The following is a 12,272-nucleotide window of genomic DNA, read 5'->3' as shown; positions in this document are numbered from 1 at the left end:
AAATCCATTAATTTATCGGCGTTTATCTGCGTTCATCTGTGTTTTTAAAACCTAATATTCAAGTTAATCAAAATTATGTTGAACAAATATCATCAAAGACTCAAATTTTCCCCTTCAATGAACAACAATTATCAAAGATGGCAAGGCGATTTAAATACGGTATCTTTCGATGCAGAAAATATTAAAAACAAACTGATGAATTTAGATTATCCTTGTTATATTCTCAATAAAGAAGGACAAATTGGTATTAGTAATGTAGGAAGTTTATCCTATAGTGCTAATGGTAAAACTAAGCAATTAGAAATGCTTTTAACTGTTCCTGCTATCGGGTTTCATCAATTAGGTGATCCAAGCTTTCTAGAGTTTTATGGCGTAAAATACGCATACATGACTGGTGCAATGGCTCAGGGTATTGCATCAGAAGAAATGGTAATTGCTTTGGGAAAAGCTAACATTTTAAGTTCCTTTGGTGCAGGAGGTTTATCTCCTAATCGTGTAGAAACAGCAATTCATAAAATTAAACAAGTTTTACATAACAAATCCTATGCTTTTAACTTACTTCATAGTCCCAGTGAACCTGCTATTGAAGGTCGTTTAATTGATTTGTATTTACAGCATCAAATCAGAATAATTGAAGCCTCTGCATTCTTAGATTTGAGTGATAATATAGTTTACTATCGGTCTGCTGGACTGAGTTTAAATTCAGCTAATGAAATTGAAATTAACAATAAAATTATCGCCAAAATTTCCCGTCGAGAAGTTGCTACTAAGTTCCTCAAACCTGCACCTACAAAAATTCTGAAACAATTAGTTGAACAAGGATTAATTAGCGAATTACAAGCTAATCTGGCAGCTAAAATTCCTATGGCTGATGATATTACTGTAGAAGCAGATTCAGGAGGACATACAGATAATCGTCCTTTGATTTGTTTATTACCTTCTATCTTAGAATTAAGAGATGAAATTCAGCGTCAATATAATTATGAAAAACCCGTAAGAATTGGTGTAGCTGGTGGTATTTCCACACCCCAATCAGCATTAGCAGCTTTAATGATGGGTGCTGCTTATATTGTCACCGGTTCTATTAATCAATCATGTATTGAAGCTGGTACTTCTGAATATACAAAAAAGTTATTAGCTGAAGCAGAAATGACAGATGTAATGATGGCTCCAGCGGCTGATATGTTTGAAATGGGAGTAAAATTACAAGTTCTTAAAAAAGGAACTTTCTTTCCCCTCCGCGCTCAAAAACTATGGGAATTATACAAAAACTATAATTCAATTGCAGAAATTCCCTCAGATGAAATAGAAAAATTAGAAAAACAAATTCTGCGAAAAACAATTTCCGAAATTTGGCAAGAAACATCTACTTATTTATCTCAACATCACCCGGAAAAATTAAGCAAAGCAGCTAATAATCCTAAAGTAAAAATGGCATTAATATTTCGCTGGTATTTAGGACTATCTTCTCGGTGGTCTAATACTGGAGAAAAAGGTCGAGAAATTGACTATCAAATTTGGTGTGGACCAGCAATGGGAAGTTTTAATAATTGGGTGCGTGGTTCTTATTTAGCAGATATTAATAATCGTCAAGTAGTTGATATAGCCGATCAAATTATGACGGGTGCAGCTTATTTATATCGCATTCAAAATTTGAAAATTCAAGGTTTACAAATACCAGAAGAATTTAGTCAATATCATCCAGTATCTAACTTAAATAAACAACCAAGTTTGTAGTTAGCTCTTTAGTGCTATAAATGAGGGATAAATCCCTCACTAGCAACTACTTTGATATTTCTTATTTATAAAAAGGTGATAAATATGGCTATAAATAGGAAATTGGGACCGCTAGAACAAACAATGGAAATCCTGAATCAACGAGCTAAAACATGGAACTTAGTTACTATTAGTCGTATTCAGGGAAATATTCAAGCAACAGTTCTTAGACAGTCTTTAGATATTATTCAATATCGTCATCCTGTCCTTAATTCTCACATTATTAATTCTGATAATTCCTACTATTTTCAGTCCGCAGTTACAGGAAAACTTCCTTTAAGATTTGTTAATATTGTAGAAATTCAGGAATGGGAAGCGGTCGTTAATGCAGAAATGAATCAAGTAATTGATAGTAGTAAATATCTGCTAAGAGTTGTACTTGTAAAAGTATTAAATCAGCCAAATATCAATTATCTGATTACAACTACACATCATGCTATTACTGACGGGTTATCAAGCATCCAACTTCACTCAGAAATTTTAACCTATTGTCAAGAAATCACTGAAGGTCAATCTATTCCAGTAGTTAATACTTTAGAACATATCCCACCCATTGAAAAACTATTACCTGCATGGACAAATAGTTTTAAAAACAAACTATCTAGAATTGCTTTATTATTAAATATCGCACTTCAAAAATACTTGAATCCTCCAAAAACATTAAAAGTAGAAAACTATGTTCCCATTTCTCAGCGTCGTTGTGAAATTATTCATAGACAACTTAGCGAAGAATCAAGCCAAAAGTTTATTCAAAAATGCAGACAAGAAAATACTACAGTACAAAGTGCTTTATGTGCGACACTAATGTTAACAGTCTCCAAACAAATTAATAAAAGCTATGAAGATCATATTAAAGTTAGTTGTTTATCATATATTGATTTGAGACAAAGGTTAAAACCTAGAATTAATGCAGAAAATATGACAGTTTTAGCAACATCTTTGATGGGATTTTATAGAATTAAGAATAATATATCTATTTGGGAATTAGCACGGAAAATCAAAAATGATTTAAATAAAAAAATAAATCAAGGAGAGATATTTAACATGATATTTCTCGCTAAACACCTGATAAATTTTTCTTTGCTCTTCCCCAATCAAGTATCTGCTACAATCTCAGTTTCTAATGTTGGTAAAGTCAATATTCCCCGTGTTTATGGTGAATTAGAACTAGAAGAAATCAGTTTTGTTGGTTCTCATGCTTTATATGCAGGAATGTTTATTGTTCATGCTGCTACTTTTCAGGAAAAAATGACCTTAAATTTTGTGTTTTCTCAACCTGCAATTAATCGTCAAACTATGGAAAAAATTGTAGATGATTGTATATCAGATATGATGAAAATCTCCTCTCATTCTTTAATAATAGGAGGTGCATAAATGGATAATAAAATGAATAATAATTTATCCACTTATCTATTTAAAAACCAAGATAACACAGCTAAAATCCAAGCTTGGTTAGTTTCCGAAATTTCCTCTTTATTGGCAGTTAACCCAGAAGAAATAGATATTCGTCAACCTTTAGATAGTTACGGCTTAGACTCAGCACAAACTATAATTATCGCTAGTAAGGCCGAAAAGTTTTTGGGATGCAAATTATCTCTTATTCACCTTTGGTATTATCCCACCATTCAAGAACTTTCTATCAGACTATCTGAAGAATTAGAAAATTTACAGTCAGAAATTATCCAGATATAATCCCTACATATTCTGTTTAATTACTGACAATCTAGTTTTTCCTCCTTGATTATTGGGACACTTCGCTAGATTAGGAAAATCCTATCAGCCAGGTGTCCTCTTTCCTAAATTGTTGTTTTTAAATACGAGAAATTTTGTTATGAATGCAGCAGAAATTTTAGCCAAACTCACTCAAAAAGGTGTATTATTTTGGGCAGAAAATAGCAAACTTAATATTCGTTCTCCCCAAGGTGTAATTACTCCAGAAATACAATTAGAAATAGCTAGATATAAAGCAGATATTTTAGCATTAATTCAGGAAATGAATGTTACAGATAACTATACTAATCAAAGTTTAATTCAGGGAATTAGTTTACCGACTATTGGTAAGTTAATTGGTGGTTTTTCTGGAGAATCACCCATTGGATACCAACCTCCAATTATTAATCCTAAATTCATGGCTGAAAACTTGAAGGTTACTTTTAGACCTTTGCCTGATTATTATCAAAATAAAGCTATTATTAGATTTCGTCAAGAATTAATTTTCTACTTGCAAAGGCATGGTGTGACAGTAATTCCCTGGAAAGAAGCCACAATGGAATTACGACATACTATTAAAATCCCTATTATTAACTGGAATCAATCTTTAAAAATGCAGGTAGTTAGAGCAGATATTGATGCTATTGTGGACGTGGAAAGACCAAATTCATGGTTAAGAAAATTAGGCATAATTATCGCTGAAAGTTGGTATAAATTATCTTATACATGGCTAAAGGAAAAACAACAAATGTCTGTTGTACAAATCGCTAAATTGAGTAGTTGGGCTGAAGATCACGCAGCTAAATATGTTGAAGATCCTACAAATACACAAGTGGTAATCTTGACTGATATAGATGATAAATTTGTTAACCCAACTACACCTTATACAGAAAAAATTCCCATGGGGATAAATACACTAGTGAAAACTTTTTCAGAAATTGTTATTGGTATATCCCATGAAAAATTTTCTATTCTGAATATGAATCTCTCAGATTCTAACTTTGATCAGGATGAAGTTGAGGATTTTGCCTTAAAATCTCTGATTCCTAAGATATTTGTCCCTATTACTCCTCTATTAATTAACCGTTTTCAACTGGGAGAATATAATCCTCATTTATCAGCTTATGCTCATAAATTGGTGAAAATGGGTGAAGAATTAGCATCTACAGGTTTATTTCCAGCGGGGTTTAAATTAGACCAAGTTATTAACAGAAAATCCCATAGAGATATTGTCAATGTGATCGTTAATGGTAGAACAGGAGTATCTTATGGTTTTGTAGCTTATGCTGAACCTCCTCATTATGTAGGTAAACCAGAAATCACTATTGACGAATGGGAAAACTTATTACCTGTACCCGGATTTAGTATTTATGAACTTCGTCAAAATCAACAAGGTAGACGTTATCTAAAACTAAATATTAAGGCAGAAAATAGATTTAAACAAATACCTGATATTTGGCTAGTTAGTTCTCGGTCTGGCGCAAATAAAACAGCTTTAAATATTGATTCTGATGTTCTTCGCATTGGCTTAAAAGACAAATTACATTTACAATTACCATTAGGAAATCAATCAAAAAACGCAGATATTAAACCTTCCTATGATATCTATGTGATGTTAGCTATTAGTCTAGCGGCAGCTTTATACACACCAGAATTAATTAAAAATGGTGCGCCTATAGTTCACTTTCATGGTTATCCTCATTTTGATTGGTTTCAAGACAATGAATATTGTGTGGGGATGAATAATCCTGCTGTACCTTGTGGAACTTATGAATCAGGAGTTTTAAACTTTTTAGGAATTGCTAATTTAGGCAATCAAATTATCCATAATATCAAATTAATTAGCTTAGTAGAACCAGATCATGGTACAAATTTTATTGCCGATGATTTAGAGTATTTAATAACTAGGTTAAAAGCTGGGTGTGTGACTGGACAAATTGAATTAGGTGGTAAAAATTACCCCTCTCTTAAAAATCGGTGACAGGGAAAAGTCAGGGGAATAGGGGAAAAATTTCTTTCTTCTTTCTTCTGGCATTTTTTTTATTCCTGACTCCTGCTATATGCCGGCTGGGTAAATGTCCATCTTTGCGCCATTAAGGGAGAATTGTGGCACGATGGAGGCAGCCATGGCAATACCGCATCAATTTAGGTTATGATCCAATACAAAAAAGTATTGTTAGCTGTGGGAAATTGTAATAAAATAGTTATTTTCCCATTGTCAACGAAAATTTTGGCGGAAGGGACGTACTATCCTCTGAATGTTAGTTAATTGCAAAACACCCTATATACTCCCAACCTTGACTAGGAAATGAATCCAGAAAACTCAGAAACTTACCTAAATCATCCAACTTGGGGTTTGCTCTATAGGATCAGTATGGTTGATGAGAACCAGGATCTGTTTACCACACTCTATGCTCAACGCTTATTTTTTCTGGTAACAAGTGAACTTAAAGTCCTGAAATTTCAGCCCATTGGCCGCACTGAAGCTAGAATGATGCTGGAAAATCGTTTACGTATTTTGCGCCGCAGTGGTAACTCCCAAGAGTATGATCAACTTCAAGGTGTTTTCCAACGCACGTTCCAATGACTAATTCCATTAGCGATCGCCTTGCTAATATTCACTCCTCACTACCCCCTACAGTGAGGTTGATTGCTGTGACAAAAAGAGTGTCTACTGAATTTATGCGGCAAGCATACACCGCAGGAATTCGTGATTTTGCCGAAAGTCGCATCCAAGAAGCTGCCAGTAAACAAGCCGAGTTACAAGATCTATCGGATATTACCTGGCACTTTATAGGACATCTACAAAGTAATAAGGCTAAAAAAGCCTTAGAACTATTTCAGTGGATTCACTCCGTAGATAATTTAGCACTAGCACAACGCTTAAATACTCTAGCGCAAGAATTGGGAGTGACCCCAAAGGTATGCTTACAAGTCAAAATTCTCCCCGATGCGAATAAATCTGGTTGGATGGTTCCAGAATTATTTGCTGATTTGGAAGCACTCAATCAATGTCAAAATTTACAAATTCAAGGTTTGATGACAATTCCGCCTCTAGGGTTGGAGGCTGGAGAAATCTTGAATGTTTTTCATAGTACATACAAATTAGCCCAAACAATCCAATCACAAAATTGGTCAAATATTACAATGCAGCAGTTATCAATGGGTATGTCTGGAGATTACCAATTGGCAGTAGAAGCAGGGGCAACCATGGTAAGATTAGGGACAATATTGTTTGGTCAACGTTCTTAGATATGGCCATGGCTGTGTTTATGTAGAACCCATGGACAATCCTCTAATAATTTACAGCAGTTCCCGCTATTATGAAGTACAGATATCAATGATTAAACTCTTGTGGTGCGGGCATCTTGCCCGCATAAGGTGTACCTCACTCAAGCTAAACGTGCTGTATATTCTCTAAGTATTGATAATTGTCAAAAAATATAATAATCTCATAAGTAATGCTTAATTACAACAGGGGTCTGACCACCTTTATTTTTAATTATCATTAGGCTATAATCTTAACTCATTGTTACAGATTCGTTAATGTACAGGCATTAACATCAATATCTGTTGATAATCGATCATTTGTACTAAAAAATAAAATAAGTAGTACAAGTGATACGTCAAGCATCTACTATAGTTACGAATACTGACTAAAAGTAGCCGAAATGCAACTTAATAGCCAGGAAAATTAGGGTAATTTTCATCCGGGAGTGTACAACATGGCCAATATATTTTCTAAACTCAGGGATTTTGTCGGTTTGAATGAGCAGGTAGAATACGAATACTACGAAGAAGAAGCCGAATCCGGCGATAATTATCAGAATGTCTATCAACAAGGCAATGCCCAGTCAACCCCACAGGAAACTACTCCTCCTCGACGTTGGCAAAATCCACCGACAAATACAGATGAAATAGCACCAACAGTATCCAAGCCTATGAGTAATGTTATTGGTATGCCGGGCGCAATTAATGGAATATCTGAAGTTCTAGTTTTAGAACCTCGGACATTTGAAGAAATGCCCCAGGCAATTCAGGCCTTACGCGAACGCAAATCAGTAGTATTAAACTTGACCATTATGGACCCCGATCAAGCTCAACGAGCAGTTGACTTTGTTGCTGGTGGTACTTATGCCTTAGACGGACATCAAGAGCGAATTGGTGAAAGCATCTTCTTATTTACCCCCAGTTGCGTACAAGTTAGCACCCAAGGTGGTTTAGTACATGAAGTACCTATCAACCAAGCCCGTCCTGCCCGTCCCGCAGCTACAGCAACGTCAGCTTGGGGAAATGAACCCACGCGGATGGCACAGTAGTGCTAAATTGGTCATTAGTCCATAGTTTTAAATCCCCAATTAATTGTATGCGCCCTAGCGTTTCGTAAACAAGGATGATTAACTATTAAGAATTGACCACTAGTTAGTGACTAATGACAATGAATATAAAATTTGGCTTAATTGGTGGTGGGGTAATGGCAGAAGCCCTATTATCCCGCCTTATTGCAATTGGTACTTATCAACCATCAGAAATTATAGTCAGCGAACCCCAAGGGGAACGCCGCAGCTATTTAGAACAAAAATATGGAATATCTGTAACTACAGATAATAGTCTGGTTTTAGGGGAAGCACAGGAAGCTGTTATGTTGGCAGTCAAACCCCAGATATTTACTACTGTAGCTCAGGAATTAGCACATATTCTCCCGACAGAAAATTCACCTGTAATCATTTCTATACTGGCGGGTGTAAATTTAAAACAATTGGAAGCAGCCTTTAGCCAATTCCCGATAATTCGCTCTATGCCTAACACTCCCGCCACAGTAGGCGCGGGAATAACGGCGATTTCTTTAGGTGCTTACACTTACGCTAGTCATAAACAAGTAGCAGAAAAGATTTTTGCCGCTGTGGGGGAAGTGGTGGAAGTTCCCGAAACCTTGATGAATGCAGTTACAGGCTTGTCTGGGAGTGGACCTGCTTATGTGGCATTGATGATCGAGGCTTTAGCTGATGGTGGTGTTGCTGTGGGTTTAACTAGAGCAATGGCACAACAACTAGCTATACAAACAGTCTTAGGAACAGCTAAACTTTTACAAGAAACCAAAATCCATCCCGCTGAACTCAAAGACAGAGTTACCAGCCCTGGGGGTACGACTATTGCTGGTGTTAGCGCGTTGGAAAAGGCCAGCTTTCGTTCCGCTGTCATGGAAGCTGTTAAAGCCTCGAAAGAACGCGCTCAGGAATTGGGGAATGGTTGATAGGTGAGGTGATAATCTGTTTCTGTCTTCATCGCTTGAAATTCCTATTTATTTGTAGTTAAAAACTGTCAAATAACAGTATTAATACGGTTGTGACTTTTAAATAAAATGTGTTACCCTATTATACAAATATTTAGAGCATTTAAAACATTTTTAAGACAATTACCGGAAAAATACTTATGCAAGCTGGAAAGATGACTATAGGACAGGCTAAGTTAAAAATGACCCTCTGGAATGCAGAAGCAGAGGCAACTTCAAGCATGGATTTATACTTATGGCTGCAAGAGATCGGTTTACCTCAAGAGGTTGCAACGAGATTACACCAGCTGATTCGCAATACTATCAGAGTTGGTAAAAAAGTTGTTTCTATAGGCAAGGTGGTACTGATAAAAATTTTCGAGTTTGTCAAAGCACACCCCTTATTAGTTGCTGGTGCTGGAATATGTGCTGTTGTTGCCTGTGCTATATACAGTTTAACTGTTTCGATTCCATTTTTAGGTCAATTCCTAGAACCTGTGGCTAGAGCTTTAGGAATAGGTATTGTCACCACTGGAGCAGTTGTAGGGCATATACTTGATAAACAATTTACAGGTGTAGGAGCAAATATTGTTGAAGTTGCACGTGAGTTTTTCCAACTGCTGACTGATGTTTTCAGTGCGGTTGCTCATGAAGTCGCTTTTACCTAAATTTACTCAAATATGCCAATAAATATGCAAATAATATTCAGATAATATTCAACGATTTAAACTGGTTTCAACTGGAGGCTTTTATGACAAACAAGAAACTTAGTAAAGAAGAATTACTGAAAGCAATTGAGCAGATAGAAAACAATCCTGATGATCGAATTAATTTTTTAACAGATATTGGTGCTATTGGTGTTGGTGCTGTTGGTGCGGGTGCAGCAGCATTTGCTTTTGGTGGCACAGCAGTCCCTATTCTCTTTGGATTAATTACCGTACCAGTTGCAGCGCCTATAGGAGTAATTGCTGGAGCAGCAGCATTAGGAGGAGCAGCACTTTTTGGTGTCAAGAGGTTTCTCGTAGATGGAACACATCAGCAAGGTCAGCGAGAAGAAATACTCAGACAGTTAAAAGAGAAGCTACGGGAAATGGAAACTGAGGAAAGAAAATCTACCATTGGGGACAATGACAAAAATAAGTTTTATAGTTTCCTAAAAGAGCCATTAAAGCTGAATCTGATTAGTCCTGAAGATGCTCAAATATTAATGGAACTTGTAGAAAAAGGTGAACTGTCAATTAGTGAGGCTTACCAAGCTGTACAAGAGATATTATCTGAGGTAAGAGGACTACCATTTAAAAGTTAGGCGTTTCATTTTTAAAGATGATTTTCGCGCCAAGTCGCAAAGGAGTTAAGACGCGAAGAAATAAAGAGTGATTTATTCTGCTTCTATAAATCCTTTGATAGTTTCCGCAGGAATGGTAAAAGCAGGATGATTAAATATTGTTTTTAATGCTTCTAAACCACCAGCTTTAAGTGCAGCTATTAATCTATCTTTTAACTTGGGGTTGCTTTTAATTTCCTGTTCAATGGTGTTTGTAATTTCTTGGTTTGTTGCTGTGGGATTGGTTTTAGATAATTGATTAAGTAGTTGTTGAATTTCTGCTGCTGCGTCTGCTAAATTCGGTTTTTGTTCTGGTGTGTAATTAGTTTGATTAAATGTTACATTACTACCAGATTGGGCTGTGTCTACAAATTGGGTAGGTCCTGTTTGGTGATATTTAGATTGATAAGATTCTGACATAGAATTACTCTGAATTGGTTTGTTATTAATCACAATATTTACACTATTATATGATCGTTCTTTATCCCTGTCAAGTTCACTTTGTAATGGTAAAACTGGGTCTTGATTTGATTCTAGAGTTGATAAGTTTACATCATCAATTAACCTCCGAACATTAACCATTTCATAACTCCTATCACACTCAATTTGATAACGACCAGCATCCAAACGCTTACGTAATGATTCTAAATTATAAGTATGGGGTGTCTGACTTCCTATACATTTTGTGCAGTTACAAGGAACAAGAGTATCATACCGCAAACGCTCAAAAGAACTATGGATTTTTTCCAGTTCGTGGGTAATGATAGTCAGTAATTCTTTTTTACGATTTCCTTCTACACGGATTTTAATTTCCTTTTGATTGTAGTTTTGAATTATTTCAGCGCGAGTTTGATTCTTGTTGATAATGACACCACTTCTCCAAACTTGTTTTTGTTCTTCAATCCAAGGGTGTATTTCTACAATAAAACGGGTAATAATACCTTTGGGCAAAAAGTCGTATTTGTAGCTTAAAATTAAATTATTATTTGGATTCCAGGTGTATTCGGGTTGGTTGATATCGAGTAATTGAGGTGCAATATATTGACCGGAAAGTGGATAACATAGTTTAAACCGCATCATCAATTGTAGCAGTTCATCTCTCATGTCTTTATATTCTTCATCTTCCCAAATTTCTGCCAGATTTTCTTGGGTAAAACATCCTAAATTTTTAACCACATTTTTATTATCCAGCACTTTATAAACTGCTGTAGTTCCCCATTCAGGTTTGAGAATAACCCAGTGTTTTAGTATAGGATCTTTTTGGAAATGTAAGCAAACACCAAGATCATGTAAATACTGACTTAGGCGCTTCATATCTTGACTATCTCTTAAATTATTGAGTCTACAAAAATCACAATATTCTGTAAAACTAATATAGTTACGAGGATTATTTTCTAAAGCAAAACGGACTCTTACCCAGATTTTTGGCAAAGGTTCACCAACATGAGGAAGTTGCTTAATATATTGCTGAATGTTGTTTTTAATTTCTGTTAAACCCCTATTGTCAGCTAAATTAGTTGGTAAAAATTCTTTGAGATTCAGAAATTCCCCGCGCAATTCACGTTCATTAACTTCGCATTGACGGTTATCTTTTTCATTCTTAATAATAAAAACTGGGCTATTATCACTCAATAATTCAACAACTTTTAGCCAATAATAAAAATCCGTATTTTCTTTACGATCATCTGCAACTAAAGCATAAAGAGAACGGGAAGTTAGAAAAAATTGGTGGGTTTCCTTATAGATTTCTTGTCCACCAAAATCCCAAATATTAACGCGAAATTCTTGACCATGATCTAGGTGGAATTTCCATTGAATGACATCAATACCTTCTGTTGATTTTTCATCTGATTTCAGTTGGTATTTTTCATCTTCAATTTTTTTGGCTAGAGAGGTTTTACCTGCACCTCCTTCACCAATAATCAATAATTTTGCTTCATATAAAGGTTCTGTTGCTTGTGGATCTTGTACCCGAAAATAGAAGTCGAGGATTTCTTGAATATTACCTGGATTTTCATACCATTCCTTTGGTCCTAAAATTTCTGGGGGAATAGGAACTGGATTATTACGTAAATCAAGAGTTTGGAGATTAGTAAGTTGGACTATTTCCGGTGGTAAACTGCTGATTTGATTAAAAGAAATGTCGAGAGTTTGGAGATTAGTAAGTTGGACTATTTCCGGTGGTAAACT

General features: G+C 35.5%; 11 protein-coding genes. 10 read left to right on the top strand and 1 reads right to left on the bottom strand.

Going from position 1 to position 12,272, the window contains the following annotated elements; genetic code table 11:
- The first annotated feature begins 75 nt into the window (after window positions 1-75).
- The 10 genes from H6G25_RS19645 (at window position 76) to H6G25_RS19600 (ending at window position 10,064) form a co-directional block, all read left to right on the top strand.
- Entirely contained in the window at window positions 76-1,737 is a 1,662-nt protein-coding gene (locus H6G25_RS19645) for a PfaD family polyunsaturated fatty acid/polyketide biosynthesis protein (RefSeq protein WP_190393939.1), read from the top strand.
- A gap of 84 nt (window positions 1,738-1,821) precedes the next feature.
- Window positions 1,822-3,150, top strand: a complete 1,329-nt coding sequence (locus H6G25_RS19640; protein WP_190393938.1) for a condensation domain-containing protein — start codon at window positions 1,822-1,824, stop codon at window positions 3,148-3,150.
- 12 nt (window positions 3,151-3,162) lie between these two features.
- Window positions 3,163-3,468 carry an acyl carrier protein gene (locus tag H6G25_RS19635; protein WP_190393949.1) on the top strand — a complete coding sequence of 102 codons (306 nt, stop codon included), beginning with the start codon at window positions 3,163-3,165 and terminating at the stop codon, window positions 3,466-3,468.
- Between the two features lie 139 nt (window positions 3,469-3,607).
- Window positions 3,608-5,467 carry a hypothetical protein gene (locus tag H6G25_RS19630; RefSeq protein ID WP_190393937.1) on the top strand — a complete coding sequence of 620 codons (1,860 nt, stop codon included), beginning with the start codon at window positions 3,608-3,610 and terminating at the stop codon, window positions 5,465-5,467.
- Window positions 5,468-5,794: 327 nt separating this feature from the next.
- A complete protein-coding gene (gene pipX / locus H6G25_RS19625; RefSeq protein ID WP_028082939.1) occupies window positions 5,795-6,073 on the top strand; it encodes a transcriptional coactivator PipX in 279 nt (92 codons plus the stop codon).
- Window positions 6,070-6,738 carry a YggS family pyridoxal phosphate-dependent enzyme gene (locus H6G25_RS19620; RefSeq protein ID WP_190393936.1) on the top strand — a complete coding sequence of 223 codons (669 nt, stop codon included), beginning with the start codon at window positions 6,070-6,072 and terminating at the stop codon, window positions 6,736-6,738. Before pipX ends, H6G25_RS19620 begins: the two co-directional genes overlap by 4 nt.
- A 473-nt stretch (window positions 6,739-7,211) precedes the next feature.
- The gene (locus H6G25_RS19615; RefSeq protein WP_190393935.1) at window positions 7,212-7,805 is read left to right on the top strand and encodes a cell division protein SepF; all 594 of its coding nucleotides are present in this window, start codon (window positions 7,212-7,214) and stop codon (window positions 7,803-7,805) included.
- 119 nt (window positions 7,806-7,924) lie between these two features.
- A complete protein-coding gene (gene proC, locus H6G25_RS19610) occupies window positions 7,925-8,740 on the top strand; it encodes a pyrroline-5-carboxylate reductase (RefSeq protein ID WP_190393948.1) in 816 nt (271 codons plus the stop codon).
- 179 nt (window positions 8,741-8,919) lie between these two features.
- Window positions 8,920-9,426, top strand: coding sequence for a hypothetical protein (locus H6G25_RS19605; protein WP_190393934.1), 507 nt, complete (start codon window positions 8,920-8,922; stop codon window positions 9,424-9,426).
- An 83-nt stretch (window positions 9,427-9,509) separates the two neighbouring features.
- On the top strand, window positions 9,510-10,064 hold the full coding sequence (locus H6G25_RS19600; protein WP_190393933.1) for a hypothetical protein: 555 nt from the start codon (window positions 9,510-9,512) through the stop codon (window positions 10,062-10,064).
- Between the two features lie 72 nt (window positions 10,065-10,136).
- Here the strand turns inward: H6G25_RS19600 and H6G25_RS19595 are convergent.
- On the bottom strand, window positions 10,137-12,272 hold a 2,136-nt coding region (locus H6G25_RS19595; RefSeq protein ID WP_190393932.1), incomplete at its 5' end, for a COR domain-containing protein.

This window comes from Dolichospermum sp. FACHB-1091 (genome assembly GCF_014697585.1).
Classification (GTDB): Bacteria; Cyanobacteriota; Cyanobacteriia; order Cyanobacteriales; family Nostocaceae; genus Dolichospermum.
Note: the sequence above shows the minus strand (reverse complement) of the source record. Positions and strands in the feature narration are given on the sequence as shown.

Coding starts and splice junctions, on each gene's coding strand:
- H6G25_RS19615 (WP_190393935.1), top strand. CDS start 7,212: ATGGCCAATATATTTTCTAAACTCAGGGATTTTGTCGGTTTGAATGAG.
- H6G25_RS19600 (WP_190393933.1), top strand. CDS start 9,510: ATGACAAACAAGAAACTTAGTAAAGAAGAATTACTGAAAGCAATTGAG.
- pipX (WP_028082939.1), top strand. CDS start 5,795: ATGAATCCAGAAAACTCAGAAACTTACCTAAATCATCCAACTTGGGGT.
- proC (WP_190393948.1), top strand. CDS start 7,925: ATGAATATAAAATTTGGCTTAATTGGTGGTGGGGTAATGGCAGAAGCC.
- H6G25_RS19635 (WP_190393949.1), top strand. CDS start 3,163: ATGAATAATAATTTATCCACTTATCTATTTAAAAACCAAGATAACACA.
- H6G25_RS19605 (WP_190393934.1), top strand. CDS start 8,920: ATGCAAGCTGGAAAGATGACTATAGGACAGGCTAAGTTAAAAATGACC.
- H6G25_RS19640 (WP_190393938.1), top strand. CDS start 1,822: ATGGCTATAAATAGGAAATTGGGACCGCTAGAACAAACAATGGAAATC.
- H6G25_RS19645 (WP_190393939.1), top strand. CDS start 76: ATGTTGAACAAATATCATCAAAGACTCAAATTTTCCCCTTCAATGAAC.
- H6G25_RS19630 (WP_190393937.1), top strand. CDS start 3,608: ATGAATGCAGCAGAAATTTTAGCCAAACTCACTCAAAAAGGTGTATTA.
- H6G25_RS19620 (WP_190393936.1), top strand. CDS start 6,070: ATGACTAATTCCATTAGCGATCGCCTTGCTAATATTCACTCCTCACTA.